The sequence below is a fragment of the Streptomyces sp. NPDC002144 genome (genome assembly GCF_053593695.1).
Genome location: NZ_JBSFDB010000035.1, coordinates 41,559 through 55,323 on the forward strand (window position 1 = coordinate 41,559; position 13,765 = coordinate 55,323).

Here is a 13,765-nt window from a genome sequence, read left to right on the forward strand (position 1 = left end):
CGTCCGAACGGCACGGGGCGAGTCTGTTTCGAGCGGTCCCGGCTCAGCTCCGGAAGGGAGTCACCGGGAAGGGGGAGCGGATCTTGTGGCGCGCATCGTTCGCTGTGTCCGCCCGCTGGTGTGCCGGGCACCGCGTAAGTTGCCGGCTTCGTTTCCCGCGGTGCCCGTACGGAGGCCGAGAGGTGACACGTCCACGGGGGCGTCAGGCGGGGCGGCGGTACGGCGCGAGCCGGGTGGAACACGTGGGGCCACAATGCCTCCTCTGCCGTAACCAGTCCGTTCTGGCGTGTGCGTCACGTTACGGGCGAGTGTGCGCGCCATGACGAACAAATTCAAGATTCTGATTCTAAAAAGAAAAAGTGGCGTGGGTCACTTCCGCCGGCGTTTCTTCCTCGCCCGCGCCGCGGTCCGAGCGACGCGGGCACGGACTCAGGCCACCCCGGCCCGGGGCGAAGCAGGAGCCGGTTTGGGCGGTGCGTCCCGCGGCAGAGCCAGGCCGCAGAGACCCGCTCCGAGAACCGCACCGGCGGCGACCAGCAGGGCAAGGCCGAAGCCCTGGGTCGTGGCCACGTCCTCACTGGTCCGCCCTGCGGCCGTGAGGACGGCCGTACGCGTGGCCGCCAGTGTGACCAGGGCGGCCAGGCCCACGGCTCCGCCGATCTGCTTGGCGGTGTTGAGCAGACCCGAGGCGAGCCCGGCCCTGTCGGGCCCGGCGCCCGCGACGGCGGTCAGTGTCAGTGGCAGTCCCGCCACGCTGAGCCCCGCCATGGAGAGGAACAGCGGAACCGCGACAAACCCCACGTAGCCACTGTCCGGGCCGAGCCGCGACAGCCACACCAGGGCCATGGCGGCGAGCAGTGAACCAGCCATGAAGACCGCGCGAGGGCCGAGGACGCCGACCAGCCGGGAGGCGGCTGCCGCGCCGAGCGCGACACCCGCGGCGCTGGGCAGCAGGGCCACACCGGCCCACAGGGGCGTCATGTCCCTCACGTTCTGCAGGTAGAGGGAGAGGAAGAACATGGTCGCCGGCAGCACACCGCTGGTCAGCAGGGCCAGGGTGTTGGCCGTCATGAGAGCGCGGAGACGGAACACCGCCGGGGGGACGAGCGGGTGACGGGCACGCCGTTCCCACAGCAGGAAACCGGTCAGCAGCAGCACAGCCGCCCCGAGAAGGGACAGGGTGGGCGCCGAGGTCCAGCCGCGGCCCTCCGACACCACGATCGCCGCCACGACACCGGACGTTCCGAGGGTCACCGCGAGCGAGCCCGGCACGTCGAGCCGCCCTCGCGCCGCGCCTCGCGACGCGCCGGGCAGCGCCCCGGCTGCGGCGAGGGACAGGACGACTCCCAGGGGCACGTTGACGAACAGCACCCAACGCCACCCGAGCAGCCCGGTGAGCAGCCCGCCGAAGACGCCTCCCAGCGCTCCACCAGCCCCGGCCGCCGCCGTCAGCACGGCGAGCGCCCGGGCTCTGGCGTGGGACTGGGGGAAGGTGGTCGTCAGCACCGTCAGTGTCGTGGGCACCAGCAGCGCTCCGCCCAGCCCCTGAACGAAACGCGCCGCGACCAGGTGCCAGCCCGTCTGGGCCAGGCCACCCGCCAGGCTCGCCGCGGTGAACAGCGCCAGCCCGGCGAGGAAGACACGTCTGCTCCCCAGCAGGTCGGCGGCGCGCCCACCGAGCAGCAGAAAGCCGGCGAAGGTCAGGGCATAGCCGTTGACCACCCACTGCAGCCCGCCGGGCGACAGACCGAGACTCTCGCGCATCGACGGCAGGGCGACGTTGACGATCGACACGTCCAGCACACAGATGAACTGGGCCGCGCAGGCGATCGCCAGGATCACCCATGGGCGCCTGGGGGCGACGGCGTCGAGGCCGTGGCCACCGTCCGTGTGCGGTTCTGGCGGGGGCGTCACAGATCGACCGCCCGACGGTTCGAGGACTGCGCCGACGACCGGCACGGGGGACGTTCGGCGCAGGCGCGCAGCGTGTCGTGCTCCTTGGCGCCAGGGTCCGACGAAGCACCCACGGTCCTCCCGCGGGAGTGAGTGTCGCCGCTCACCGGGACCGGAACCGCGGCATGACCTCGGTGGCGAAGAGCTCCAGCGAGCGCTTGCCCCATTCCGTGCGCTCCGGGGTCAGCGTCCCGCCCAGGAAGCCACCGAGGATGTTGCCGATACCCACGTCGGCGACCTCACGCAGGTGCTCGGTGACCGTCTCCGGACTGCCCCACAGGCACCAGGTGCGCTGCCAGCCCGGGTTCCGGGCGTTGTGGACCGCTCCGAGTTCGACGCCGCTGAGCCGTTCGGCAGCCTTGTTGGCCGTGTGTTCCCGCTCGACCGCCGTCTGGTAGAGGTCGATGATCTGCTGGAACTCCTCCTCGGCCTGCTCATCGGTCGGTGCGACATGGACGTGCTGGTAGGTGTGCGTGGTCCAGCTCAGCGCATGGTCCACCAGATCCTGGGGATGGCCGGCCGCCCCCAGGGCGTCCCGGTAGGCGGCGAAATGCTTGCGGAGGTGCGACAGGGGCTCGCCGTCATCGAGCGCGGGCGGAGTGAAGGCGGGTATGAAGGCCGGCTGCGCGAGATCGGCGGCCCGCTGGGTGCTGGAGGGACGCAAGGCCACCGACATCAGCTGCGGGCCGCGCGACGAGTGCGCCACGGGCACGATGCGCGAGACGACGGCGCCCTTGTACGAACCGTTGTCGAAGAGGACCGGTTCGTCGTCCGGCTTCTTGTCCCACAGCCGCCGCACGATCTCCAGGTTGGACACGGAGAGCTGTGGGGTGTCCTTGTAGTTGATGCCCAGCCCGATCATCTCCTCGGGCGTGGTGCCGCTGCCGGTTCCCACAAGGATCTTGCCGTCCGTCAGCTGGTCGAGAAGGTTCAGCCGCTCGGCGAAGCGGACGGGGTGGTGCAGCGGAATCGTCTGCACCGAGAAGCCGAAGTGCAGCCGGGGCAGCAGAGCCGAGAGGTAGGCCGCGAACATCATCGGGTCACTGGCCGGCGGGGCGTACCCGGTGAAGTGGTGGTCCGGCAGAAACACCGCGTCGAACCCGAGCCGCTCGGCGTCGACGGCGTGCTCGACCATCGCCTTCATGACGTCGCGGTCCTCGTGCGGGCCGGCCGAACGGGTGGTGAGAAAGGCAGAGAAGCGCACAGAAACCTCCTGGCCGATGCAACGGACCGGGTGAGTGGTGACAGGGAAATGCCTTCGAGGGAGTCGGACCGTGGTGATCCCTGGAGAAGGCCGGCCCGACGACGCCTCTGCCACCGCGGCCTGGACGGGCACACAGGCGAACACGGCGTGCGTCGGGACGGCACTCCCGCCCGCCTTACGGCAGGACGGTGCCGCGTGGTGCCAGGCCACCCGGCCGGGTCCAATCCCCGGTCAGGGGCACTACTGACACCCCCTCACATCAAATTCAGAATCCTGATTCTGTTGAAGAGTAGGCGTCGCTCCCGGCATCGTCAACAGCCCTGACCTCCTCGGGCGCAGCGGTGAGCTCGCCGTCCGCACAGCCTTGGCGGCCGCCGAGCGGCGCGGCGAGACGCGGCGGCAGCACTGGCCCGATGGCCGGCAGGCGTGCGGCACGACGCTCCCGGCACTGCGCTACGTCGTCCCTGCGCACGGGCGGCCCAGCCCGCGCGGCGGCACACGCGACTCCGTCCCGGTCAGGGCCCGCTGTCGGCTCCGGACGGCACCTGCACCGAGCTGGCCTCGATCGCCCGGCGGGACCTGGATCGACGGATCCGGCTCGGTCCGCAGGAAGGGCAGGGCCCACATCCCCGAAATCCTCGACCAGCGGTGAGACCGCTTCCCTCGGCCGCTTCGGAGGCGGCGTCGAGCCCCACGCCGCGCGCCAGGGCCGTGTGGACGCGAGGGGTGGAGAGGGAGGTCAGAGGGCGAGGTTCCTTCAGGCGTTCCGTGCCTGCGAGGCGCGCACGTAGGCGCGGCCGTAGTCGTTGCCGTGCGGAGTACGCAGCACGGTGTGGATGTGGAAGGGCTTGGGGGTGTCGTAGTCGAGGAAGACGCCGCAGTGGTGGTCGAGTTCGGCGATGAGCACCGGCGACTGGAGCCGGTAGTAGAAGACGTCGCCGACCTCGTGCCCGCCGATCCAGCTGAACCAGGTCTCGTCGAGGTGGTCGCGGATCTCGCGCATCCGGGCCGCGCGCGGGCCGTCCGGCAGCAGGGACACGAACGACTCGGCGATCGCCAGGAGGATCTCCCGGGCCTGCTCGGGCATGTCCGTGGCCCGCAGGCCCTCGGCGGGAATCACCCGGTTGTCCTGGAAGGCCCCGGCGAGGTGGCGTTCGTCGCCGGGGTGGATGCGGCCGGGTGGCATGGCGGGGTCGACCATGTGCTCGTACACGGTCGCGGTGGCGCGCAGGTCCTGCGGGAGCGCGGCCATCAGGTCCGTGCCGAGCCGGATCCGGTCGGTCAGGGCCACCGTGCCGGCGTGCGGGCCGTCGTCGATCTCGTTGGGTTCGGCGCCGAGGAAGACCGGGCTGACGACCATGCGGCCCTCGACGACCAGGCAGTGGACAGCGCAGTGGTGGCCGAACAGCTGCCAGCCCCATGGGGCGGTGGGGTCGGGATCGCCGTAGAGCGCGATGTTGTAGCTGAACTCGTTGAGGATGCTCTGCAGGCCCACGACCTCGCCGAGGAAGCCGTTGATCAGCATCATGTCGTGCACCAGGCGGAAGCCGTCGGGGCTCAGCGAGGCCTCGACCAGGGCGAGGGCCTTCTTGCGGACCTCGGGGGGCTGGAACTCCAGACGGATGCCGGTGTCGATCTGCAGGAACTCCGGGTTGGCCCAGGTCTGCCACTCGACCGCGTCCACCGGGTGGCACAGCTTGGCGCGGCCCTCGTCGTCCAGCGCCGCCAGCAGGTCCCGCGCCGCGGCGACCATGTCGGCGACGGGAGCTTCCTCACCGGGGCGGACCGGCTCCCAGGCGTGTACCTCGGGCCGGAGCGTGCCGTTCTCGGTCACTCCGCGGAATTCGGCGTACTGCAGGGGTTTCCAGCCGCGGATCAGCTCGCCGGTGAACGGGCCCGCCTTGGCGGCCTCCCGGTATGCGTAGGCGTCCATGCCTCTGATCGAGGACAGGCGGGGCGAGTCGGACGGGTAGAGGTACTTGCGGTACTGGGCTGATGACATGACGGCTCCCGTGCCCCCGTACGTTCAGTCGGTGTGGTTGTGGCGCGCGACGGCCGCCCGGACGGCGTCCTCGTCCCCGGCTGCGATCGCCTCCACCAGGTCGGAGTGGATCCGCAGCCGCTTCGCGCGGTAGGCGTCGGGGTCCCGGTCGGTGGCGCGCGCGGTGGACGAGGTGAGGTGCCCGAGCGTGCCGACGTAGACCGCGCGGGCCATGGTGTTCGGGCACAGCTGCGCGATGCGCTCGTGCAGCGCCCAGTTGGCGCGCAGGAAGGCATCCCAGTCCGGCGCGGCCGCCATGTCGTCCAGGCAGGCTCGCAGCGCCTGGACGTCGGCCTTGCCCGCGCACCGGGCGGCGCCGACGGTGATGAGCTCCTCCAGGTGGTTGCGGAGCTCGATGGCGTCCGCGACCGTGCCGGGCTCCCCCACCACGCTGAGCAGGGTGTGCCGCAGCCGGACCACCGGGCTCTGGTCCGCGACGAACAGTCCGCCCCCGCGACCGGGGCGGATCTCCAGCACCCCACGGTCGCGCAGGAGCCGGATGGCCTCACTGACCGTGGCGCGTGCCAGTCCGGACTCCTGCCGGATCTCCTCGATGGTGCCGATCGCGGAGCCGGGATTCAGTCCGCGGACGCGGTCTTCGAGGGCGCCGGCGAGTTGCTCGGCCCGTGTGCCGCCGGGAGCACTCAGGCCGGCCAGCAGGGCGCGGTTCTCGGTGACCATGACGCCATTCAACCATAAAGGTTATAACCTTTAGAACCTATGGCGTGACTGTTCTCTTCCGAAGTGGAGAAGTGCGGATGCGGATCGTTGGAGTGGCGTACGGCGACGAGGTACGGGTTGCGAATCTGTCGCCGGACGGCGACCGGCTCACCGTGGTGGCCGGGCTGCGGGAGTTCTGGGCCGACCCCGATGCATGGCTGGCCCGCGCCCCGACCGGGGAGGTGGTACCCGCGGGCGAGGCACGCCTGGTGCCGCCGGTGCTACCTGAGGCACAGATGCTGTGCGTTGGTCTCAACTACCTCGAACACGCCGCCGAAGGGTCCTACCGCGACCAGGAACTGCCCGAGCACCCCACGCTGTTCGCGCGGTGGACGCGGTCGCTGACAGTCGGCGGGGCCGAGATCCCCGTGCCCTCCACCGAGGACGGTCTCGACTGGGAGGGCGAGATCGTGGCCTGGGTGGGCCGACCTCTGGTGGACGCGGACCCTGCCGAGGCGCTCGACGCGGTGGTCGGCTACTCGACGTTCAACGACGTCACCGCGCGGCGGGCGCAGAAACTGACCTCACAGTGGACCCTCGGGAAGAACGCCGACCGCTCCGGCCCGCTGGGCCCCCTGGTGCCCGCCGGCGAGGTGGGTGACCTGCGGGACGGACTGCGGGTGCGGACCCGGGTCAACGGCACGACCGTCCAGGACGCCTCCACCAGCCAGATGATCCACCACGTGGGCGAGACACTGGCCCACATCTCCCGCACCCTCACACTGCACCCCGGCGACCTGCTGGCCACCGGCACCCCGTCCGGCGTCGGCTACGCCCGCACACCGCCCTGGCTGCTGCGGCCCGGTGACGTGGTGGAGGTCGAGGTCGAGCGCCTCGGGACACTCCGCAACACGATCGTGGACGGGGAGCACCGCCGGAAAACCCCTCTCGGGGATCCGCTCGATTGAGGACGACGGTGTGATCAGGGCGTCCCCGAGCGGGGTGGCCCGGCCCCGGCGCCGGGACGCGTCGAATGGGGGCGCTCGCACAATGCGCTTGGGGGACGTCGACAAGGTGCACCCGTTTGTGCAAATCCATGTCCGTCGGGTCAAGGCCGAGTGGCAGTGGCGCCACCTCCAGGACTACTCGAAGCCGACGATCGCCATGGTCAACGGCTGGTGCTTCGGCGGCACGTTCGTCCCTCTGGTCGGCTGCGACCTCGCCATCGCGGCGGAGGACGTACTACATCATGACCGGCCGCACCTCCGACGGCCGGACCGCGGAGTCGATGCGTCTGGTGAAGGAAAGGACGTGAAACGCGCCGCCGGAGATGTGGTCCTGCAGAACGGAACTCGACACGCCAGGCGCAGCCGGTCAGGCTTCGAAGCGCTGCCGGGCCGACTCGATGTGCCGGAAGTAGCGGTAGGTCCACTCGCACATCCCGTCGACCGTCGCCCGCAGTCCATGGCCCGCTTCGGTGAGGGTGTACTCGACGCGGGGCGGGACGGTGGGGTGGACGGTCCGCTCGGCCAGGCCGTTGCGCTCCAGCATGCGCAGGTTCTGGGTGAGCATCTTGTGGCTGATGCCCTCGACCCGGCTGCGCAGCTCGCTGAAGCGCAGGGTGCCCTCCCCCAGGGCTTCGATGATCAACAGCGCCCACTTGTTGGCGACGTCGGAGAAGATCTCCCGCGCCAGGGAATCGGCGAGTCGCAGATTGGCGTCGTCGGCTGATCCGCTGAGCTGCTTGGTCACCATCAGGTTCCCCAGTCACTGAAAAGTGCATTCTTCCATGTCAACCCACACTCTCCTACAGTTCCTGAGTAACCACAAGAGACCACAGGGGTCTGGTTTGACGAACCCGGGCTTACCGAAGCCCGGACAAGGAGGAGGACAGCATGGCCATCACCCTGAAGAACCCCGTTGGACTGCCGAGCATCGATGTCTACCGGCATGTGGCGATCGCCTCCGGTTCGAAGCCGGTCTTCATCGCCGGTCAGGTCGCCTGGGACGCGGAAGGGGTCACGGTCGGCGAGGGCGACCTCGCCGCGCAGGTCGAGCAGTGCTACTTCAACATCGCCACCGCGCTGGAAGAGGCGGGCGGTTCCTTCGACGACGTGGCGAAACTGACCTTCTACGTCGTCGACTGGACCGCCGACAAGATGCCCCCGCTTCTGGAGGGAATCTCCCGGGCGGCCGCGAAGCTGGGGGTCACTCCGGTGCCGCCGACCACGCTGATCGGCGTCGCGGCGCTGGACGTCCCCGAGCATCTGGTCGAGATCGAAGCCACCGCGGTCCTCGACTGACCATGTGCCAGATTCGGCGTGGATCGAGACGGACACTCCGTGGACCGCAGGGCGCCGGCATCAGGAATTCGGCGTAGAGTCGAACCGTAATGCGGTCAAGCGATCCATCATGCGGACCGACGGGGCGGCTCGCAGCTACGATCGGAAGTAGTCCGCAGGCCGCCTCACTACGATGTCGGGGTCCACCACCGAAGGAGAGAGCGTGAGCGAGTCGTCGGACACGCGGCAGGGAATGCAGTCGGTGCTGCGATCCCTCGAGGTCCTCGAGGCCGTCGCCCTGTCACAGCCCGTCGGCATCAGCGCCCTCGCGAGGTCGCTGGGAATCCCGAAGGCGACGGTCCACAGGATCCTGCGCACTCTCGGCGAGGCCGGCTGGCTGGCCCCGCAGGGAGCACCGGGGGAACAGCGCTGGGTCCTGACTGCCCGGGCGCTCGCGGTCGGAGCAAGGGTCATGACTCAGGACGACCTCCGAGAACGAGCCCGCCCCGTCCTCGAAGAGCTCGGCCGGCGAACCGACGAGAACATCCACCTGTCCGTCCCGGACGGCGAGTCGCTGGTCCTGATCGACAAGGTGCCCTCCACCCGGCCCGTTCAGACTGTCGCGCAGGTCGGCGAGCGGGTCCCTATGGTCCTTACGGCGTCGGGCTGGGCGTACCTCTCCCGGCTCCCGGTGTCGGAGCGGGCCGCCCGAGTCCCGTCCGTGGTCGATCTGGCCACCGGCGCACGCCTTACCCGCAAGGAGGTTCTCGCCGAGCTGGAGGCCGTCGCGGGACGGGGTTTTTCCGTCAACCCGGGGCGGTGGCGGCCGGACGTCTCCGCGGTCGGTTCGGCAATCAGCGATCGCCGGGGGCAGCCCGTGGCCGCCCTGTCGATCTCGTTGCCCAGCTACCGACTCACCGACGATCTCCACGAGCCGTACGGACAGTTGGTGATGGAGGCGACCGAGCGGATCTCGGCGGAACTCGCGCGCCGCTGACGAACGCCCGGCGACTGCCGGGTGCGTACCGTACGTACTTCACTTCCGGCCGGAGTCAGTCAGCGTGGCGGGGGCGCAGCAGCAGGCCGACGACGCGATACTGGGCCCCCTGACACTCACATGTCCGCCCGCACCCGCAACGCGGCCACGGGGCAGACGCCGGCGCCGGCCATCGCGGCTTCCTGCTTGTCCGCCGATACCTGCCGGTCCTCGTACGCGAAGGTCACATAGCCGTCCTCGTCAAGACCGTAGACCGTCGGCGCCCGCTCTCCGCAGAGTCCGTGCCCCTCACAGCTCTCACGGACCACCTCGATCCGCATCAGGCCGCCTTCCCCGTGACGAGCCGGACGGGGATCTCGGCATACGTGTTCACCATCGCGTTCTCCGCGATCACCGGATCGCCGGTGAGCTCGATGCGCTCGACGGAATCGAGAAGCGCGTGGATCAGGGCGTGCAACTCGAGGCGGGCGACACCCTGGCCGGCGCAGGTGTGCGTGCCGTAGCCGAATCCGAGGTGGTCGATCGGATTCCGGCGGAAGTCGAACTCGTCCGCGCGCTCCCACTTCCGCTCGTCACGGTTCGCGGAGGCGACGAGCGGCCACACCCGAGCACCCCGCGGGATGGTCACCCCGCCGAGTTCCGTATCGCGCGTGGCGACGCGGGTGAAGCCCCGGAAGGGACTCTCGTACCGGACGAGTTCGTTGATCGTGGAGGCCACCAGGCCGGGCTTGGCACGCAGCGCGGCCCACTGGTCCGGGCGCTCGGCGAAGATGACGAGCAGATGACCGATCGCCGAGGCCGTGGTCTCCAGCGAGGGATTGATGTAGTCGATGAACAGCAGCGGGCACTTCTCCGGGGGAATGACGCCCTCGTCGGCTGCCTCGAGCATGGCCGCGCTGAGGGAGCCCGGCGCGACCTCCCGGTTCTCGGCGAGTTCATGAGTGAACCGGACCATGCTCTGCGTCATCTCCAGGTTTTGGGGAGTGCGCTCCGTGACCGGGCCCAGCAGGTCGCCGCCCACCTTCGCCCACTCGTAGAGGTGGTCACGATTGCGTTCGGGCAGTCCGAGGAAGTCGGGGATGACCGACATCGGCATCGCCTCGGCCAGCTCCCTGACACCTTCGATCTCGCCCTTGGACACGACGTCCGCGACGAGGCTTCGCGCCTTCTGGGCGATCTCCTCGCCACGGCCGCGTATGACACGGGGCTTCAGTCCGTCCGCGACGACGGAGCGCAGCAGGTCGTGCTCCGGCGGGTCGCTGACGAGCGTGGTGCCTCGGATCATCTGGTTCAGCTCGGGATTGAATCCCACGCCTTCGCCGGAAATGAACGACGTGTGGTCCGCCAGCGCGGCTTTCACCTCGGCGTAACGCGTGACCGCGTACGTGTCCGGTTCACGCAGCCGGACAACAGGACCCAGCTCCCGCAACTGCCGGTACTGCTCGTAGCGGGTGCGCTGATCCGACGTCGCGAACATGTCGACATCCGTCATCGGCGGGACTGTCACGATTCCTCCTCGAACTACGCGGCGATACTCGGCGAACCCGGCCTGGATGTCATGTCACGAGTTTCCTGGCGACGTTTCCGACGAGTTCACCACTCGTCGGGAGCCGCTCCTGGCACCAGCCGTTCCACCCTCCTGAAAGGACTTTCGATATCTCAGATTGACAGCTCTGATATGTCACAGCCTAGGATGCATGCCTCAAGAGTCGAAAGAGGCAGCATCGACAGGGCAGTCGGTCAGCAGGGCAGGCATGATCACCAGGTCGATGAAGCGCGTCGCGTAGTCCATGTCGAGGTAGGCACCCTCGGTCAGCGGCCGGGCCATCAGCGCGACGAACACCAGCTGCGGCAGGAATTCGACGGCGGCCGGCCGGGCGGTCAGTTCACCGCGCTGGACGGCCCGTTCCACGAATCCGTCCAGAGCGGCGGACTCGGGTTCGACGAGCGACGTGCGCATGGCCGATGCGAGTTCCGGGTCGATGAGCACGGCATGGGCGAGCGCCGCCAACAACTCGGTGTCCCGCTGCACATCCGCCACCAGTTGTTCGCACAGGGCCAGCAGGTCACCGCGCAACGTGCCGGTGTCGATCGCGCCTGTGTCCACCCGCCGCGTGGCGTACAGCGCCGCCACGATCATCTGCGGCTTGCCGCGCCATATGCGGTACAGCGTGGCCTTGCTGCAGCGGGCCCGGACCGCCACCGCGTCCATAGTCATGGCCTCATAGCCCACCTCGCGCATCACGTCGAGGGCGGTGGTGAGAAGTTCGACCCACCGCTCGGCCGTCATTCGCTTGCGGCGTATCGGCTGGTCCTGCATATGAGTGCCTCACCGATTACTCGTGGCCGAACGGACCGGGTCCGTGACGAAGGTCTCGACGAGGTCGACGAATTCCTCTGGTGTGGTGTTCTGCAGGTCGTGCCGGCCACCGGGAACCAGCCGGAACTCCCCCTCGGGCAGGGCCGTGCGGAAGGTCTCCTCCAGGGACGGCTTCAGGACCTCGTCGTCGGTGCCGAGAAGCCCCAGTACCGGGATCCCGCGCTCACGTACGACGGCGATCGCCTCGGTGGCGTCCAGGTCCGGGGTTGTCTGTTGGATCATCCGCATCCGGTTCGCCATCTGGTGCGCGACGTACGCGGGGGTTGCCCACGGCTTGTTGGGGTGGATCGCAGGAGTGCCGGTCGGCAGAGGGTAACGGTCCTCCGGTCGGCTCGGCGCCATGGACGCTTCGAGGATGATGCCCTGCACCCGGTCCGGGATCCTCGCGGCCATGTACAGCGCGTTGGCGCCGCCCATGGAGGTTGCCAGCAGAACGAACGGCCCCTCGACGAGGTGCCCGACCGCCTCGGCCAGCAACGCACCGATCTCGCTCTGGGGCATCGGTCGGGACACGTCCGTCTGGTCGCCCCAGCCCGGCGGGTTGATCTCCACGACCCGGTACCGCTCGGCCAGGCGGTCCTTGGCGGTGGACATCTCCAGGCCGGCGGAACCGGGCAGTGACACGATGGTGCCGAGGGGGGCCGCGGGGGCGGCTTCGGCGTAGTGCAGGGTGAATTCACCGGCCGGGACCGTTGCCCGGGTAAAGGCGGCTCCGGGCTGCGGGACGGGTGGCTGCGTGGCGGAGTGGGCAGCGGGTTCGGTCCGGGTCAGCGCGGCGGCCAGGGCGTCGATCAGTGCGGGAAGGTCCTCCGCCCTCGCCGCGGTGCCGAAGAGGTAGAAGTCCGGGCGGCTGAGGTAGGCGACCAGGCCGTTCTCGTCCAGGAAGCTTCGGTAGGTGCCGTCGACGTCCTCGACGTGGTCCGGACCGAGGACGACGACATGAACGCCCAGTCGCTCCAGCAGGCTGGTGTGGGCCGGTGTCAGCGACTCCGCGACCGGGACCCGGCTGACCAGTTGGAAACCGAAGCCGACGAGATCGTCGAGCAGCCCGCTGCGCTCCCCGATACGGACGCGCCCCTGCGGACTCAGCGAGCCGGCCAGCGGAGCCAGGCCGCCCTCGGGCGTGTCCCGCAGGAAGCCGGTCGTCAGCGAAGACGCGGACGGGAGTGGCCCCTCGCCGCTGCACAGGAAGGCGTCGCGGGCGGCGGCCTTGTCCGGGTCCGTCTCCGCGGCCAGGGCCCACCCCATCAGCGAAGCCTGGATGATGGGGGCGACGTGGGCGAGCCGCTCCGGCCCATAGGTGTCGAGAACCGAGTCGGAGGCCCTGCCGTCGAGCACGAGGTCGAGACGCCACGCGAGGTTGATGGCATCCCGCATCGCGCTGCACGATCCCTGCGCCCCGGAGGGGGTCATGAGATGGGCGGCGTCACCACCGAGGAAGACGTTGCCCACCCGCATCCGGTCGGCGATCTCGGAGCGGAACCGATAGGTGACATGCCGCGTGATGCGCACCGACTGCGTTTCGATGCCGGTCTTGTCCCGCAGGAAGAGGGCGGGAACGTAGCGGCGGAACCGCGTGGCGTGCTGCACGTCGGTCTCAGACGGTTTCGGCATGATGACTCCCTCCGACGACGCCCAGGCCGGCGAGGTCGTCAACGACCGCGAGGCTTCGCGGGAAGGCCGGGGCGGCCTCGGCGGACTCCGTTGTCGCTGTCATGGCGCCCTTCGTTTCACTTTTGGTCCGCAAAGTGGACCGGTGAACCGTAATGAGGACCTGTCAGCAACTTAGGCCCGGCATTCCGGAAGCGTCAAGCGACAGTTCACGGGAACGTCGCGGCACAAACCGGCCGGACGAAGGACCGCACCGCGGATGCCGCCGGGATCGCGGCGCCATGCGCCGGAAATTGAGCACGGCGGTGAATGCGTGAGAGCGGTCCGCCAACGCCGGAGCGGCCTGACCCACGGCCTGACATCCGGGTTCGGCGCGGGTCACGGGGACCAGTTTGGCCAGGGCGTCGCGGACGACGTCCTCCTTGCCGGAGCGGGCCGTCCAGGTGGCCGAGATGGCGATGGCCATGGGAGGTACTCCTCAGCGTTTCCTTGTACGGGGTCCACCCTGCGGTCCACGTCGAGCTCCCGCTCGGTGCGGCTCGCGAGCCCCGGAGGCGCCCTTCCCATCCGCTTGACGCTTCCGGAATGCCGGGCCTAAGTTTGCTGGCAGGTCCTTATTACGGTCCACTGGTCCATT

Annotated in this window: 13 protein-coding genes and 1 pseudogene; 4 read left to right on the forward strand and 10 right to left on the reverse strand. The window is 69.4% G+C overall.

Features of this window, described 5'->3' with window-relative positions:
* Window positions 1–429: 429 nt before the first annotated feature.
* From ACWCQ1_RS37880 to ACWCQ1_RS37895, 4 genes are all read right to left on the reverse strand, one after another.
* Window positions 430–1,914 carry an MFS transporter gene (locus ACWCQ1_RS37880; RefSeq protein WP_451028401.1) on the reverse strand — a complete coding sequence of 495 codons (1,485 nt, stop codon included), beginning with the start codon at window positions 1,912–1,914 and terminating at the stop codon, window positions 430–432.
* A 142-nt stretch (window positions 1,915–2,056) separates the two neighbouring features.
* On the reverse strand, window positions 2,057–3,157 hold the full coding sequence (locus tag ACWCQ1_RS37885) for an LLM class flavin-dependent oxidoreductase (protein ID WP_390700755.1): 1,101 nt from the start codon (window positions 3,155–3,157) through the stop codon (window positions 2,057–2,059).
* Window positions 3,158–3,914: 757 nt separating this feature from the next.
* Complete coding sequence (locus tag ACWCQ1_RS37890; RefSeq protein WP_451028402.1) at window positions 3,915–5,159, reverse strand: DUF3500 domain-containing protein; 1,245 nt, start codon at window positions 5,157–5,159, stop codon at window positions 3,915–3,917.
* A gap of 24 nt (window positions 5,160–5,183) precedes the next feature.
* The gene (locus ACWCQ1_RS37895; RefSeq protein ID WP_451028403.1) at window positions 5,184–5,879 is read right to left on the reverse strand and encodes a FadR/GntR family transcriptional regulator; all 696 of its coding nucleotides are present in this window, start codon (window positions 5,877–5,879) and stop codon (window positions 5,184–5,186) included.
* A 77-nt stretch (window positions 5,880–5,956) separates the two neighbouring features.
* Here ACWCQ1_RS37895 and ACWCQ1_RS37900 point away from each other — a divergent pair, with 77 nt between their 5' ends.
* Window positions 5,957–6,826 carry a fumarylacetoacetate hydrolase family protein gene (locus ACWCQ1_RS37900; protein WP_390700758.1) on the forward strand — a complete coding sequence of 290 codons (870 nt, stop codon included), beginning with the start codon at window positions 5,957–5,959 and terminating at the stop codon, window positions 6,824–6,826.
* Between the two features lie 82 nt (window positions 6,827–6,908).
* Window positions 6,909–7,085: pseudogene (locus ACWCQ1_RS37905) on the forward strand (hypothetical protein); the annotation flags it as partial.
* Between the two features lie 147 nt (window positions 7,086–7,232).
* Here the strand turns inward: ACWCQ1_RS37905 and ACWCQ1_RS37910 are convergent.
* The gene (locus ACWCQ1_RS37910; protein ID WP_390700759.1) at window positions 7,233–7,613 is read right to left on the reverse strand and encodes a winged helix-turn-helix transcriptional regulator; all 381 of its coding nucleotides are present in this window, start codon (window positions 7,611–7,613) and stop codon (window positions 7,233–7,235) included.
* A 140-nt stretch (window positions 7,614–7,753) separates the two neighbouring features.
* On the opposite strand from ACWCQ1_RS37910, the gene ACWCQ1_RS37915 reads away from it, so the two are divergent.
* Both ACWCQ1_RS37915 and ACWCQ1_RS37920 read left to right on the forward strand, forming a co-directional pair.
* Window positions 7,754–8,161 carry a RidA family protein gene (locus ACWCQ1_RS37915; protein ID WP_390700760.1) on the forward strand — a complete coding sequence of 136 codons (408 nt, stop codon included), beginning with the start codon at window positions 7,754–7,756 and terminating at the stop codon, window positions 8,159–8,161.
* A 202-nt stretch (window positions 8,162–8,363) separates the two neighbouring features.
* The gene (locus tag ACWCQ1_RS37920) at window positions 8,364–9,137 is read left to right on the forward strand and encodes an IclR family transcriptional regulator (RefSeq protein WP_451028404.1); all 774 of its coding nucleotides are present in this window, start codon (window positions 8,364–8,366) and stop codon (window positions 9,135–9,137) included.
* Between the two features lie 116 nt (window positions 9,138–9,253).
* On the opposite strand, the gene ACWCQ1_RS37925 is transcribed toward ACWCQ1_RS37920, so the two are convergent.
* From ACWCQ1_RS37925 to ACWCQ1_RS37945, 5 genes are all read right to left on the reverse strand, one after another.
* Window positions 9,254–9,457, reverse strand: a complete 204-nt coding sequence (locus tag ACWCQ1_RS37925; RefSeq protein ID WP_390700762.1) for a ferredoxin — start codon at window positions 9,455–9,457, stop codon at window positions 9,254–9,256.
* Window positions 9,457–10,629 (reverse strand): cytochrome P450, encoded by a 1,173-nt coding sequence (locus tag ACWCQ1_RS37930; protein ID WP_451028405.1) that lies wholly within the window; start codon window positions 10,627–10,629, stop codon window positions 9,457–9,459. Before ACWCQ1_RS37930 ends, ACWCQ1_RS37925 begins: the two co-directional genes overlap by 1 nt.
* A 210-nt stretch (window positions 10,630–10,839) precedes the next feature.
* The gene (locus tag ACWCQ1_RS37935) at window positions 10,840–11,457 is read right to left on the reverse strand and encodes a TetR/AcrR family transcriptional regulator (protein WP_451028406.1); all 618 of its coding nucleotides are present in this window, start codon (window positions 11,455–11,457) and stop codon (window positions 10,840–10,842) included.
* A 9-nt stretch (window positions 11,458–11,466) separates the two neighbouring features.
* Entirely contained in the window at window positions 11,467–13,131 is a 1,665-nt protein-coding gene (locus tag ACWCQ1_RS37940) for an alpha/beta fold hydrolase (protein ID WP_451028407.1), read from the reverse strand.
* A gap of 163 nt (window positions 13,132–13,294) precedes the next feature.
* Window positions 13,295–13,594: a putative quinol monooxygenase gene (locus ACWCQ1_RS37945; protein WP_451028408.1), complete on the reverse strand. Its 300-nt coding sequence runs from the start codon at window positions 13,592–13,594 to the stop codon at window positions 13,295–13,297.
* Between the last annotated feature and the right edge of the window lie 171 nt (window positions 13,595–13,765).

What these genes read in the sequence shown, in the direction of transcription:
- ACWCQ1_RS37890 (WP_451028402.1), bottom strand. Translation starts at nt 5,159, where the DNA reads ATGTCATCAGCCCAGTACCGCAAGTACCTCTACCCGTCCGACTCGCCC.
- ACWCQ1_RS37895 (WP_451028403.1), bottom strand. Translation starts at nt 5,879, where the DNA reads ATGGTCACCGAGAACCGCGCCCTGCTGGCCGGCCTGAGTGCTCCCGGC.
- ACWCQ1_RS37900 (WP_390700758.1), top strand. Translation starts at nt 5,957, where the DNA reads ATGCGGATCGTTGGAGTGGCGTACGGCGACGAGGTACGGGTTGCGAAT.
- ACWCQ1_RS37910 (WP_390700759.1), bottom strand. Translation starts at nt 7,613, where the DNA reads ATGGTGACCAAGCAGCTCAGCGGATCAGCCGACGACGCCAATCTGCGA.
- ACWCQ1_RS37915 (WP_390700760.1), top strand. Translation starts at nt 7,754, where the DNA reads ATGGCCATCACCCTGAAGAACCCCGTTGGACTGCCGAGCATCGATGTC.
- ACWCQ1_RS37925 (WP_390700762.1), bottom strand. Translation starts at nt 9,457, where the DNA reads ATGCGGATCGAGGTGGTCCGTGAGAGCTGTGAGGGGCACGGACTCTGC.
- ACWCQ1_RS37930 (WP_451028405.1), bottom strand. Translation starts at nt 10,629, where the DNA reads ATGACGGATGTCGACATGTTCGCGACGTCGGATCAGCGCACCCGCTAC.
- ACWCQ1_RS37935 (WP_451028406.1), bottom strand. Translation starts at nt 11,457, where the DNA reads ATGCAGGACCAGCCGATACGCCGCAAGCGAATGACGGCCGAGCGGTGG.
- ACWCQ1_RS37940 (WP_451028407.1), bottom strand. Translation starts at nt 13,131, where the DNA reads ATGCCGAAACCGTCTGAGACCGACGTGCAGCACGCCACGCGGTTCCGC.
- ACWCQ1_RS37945 (WP_451028408.1), bottom strand. Translation starts at nt 13,594, where the DNA reads ATGGCCATCGCCATCTCGGCCACCTGGACGGCCCGCTCCGGCAAGGAG.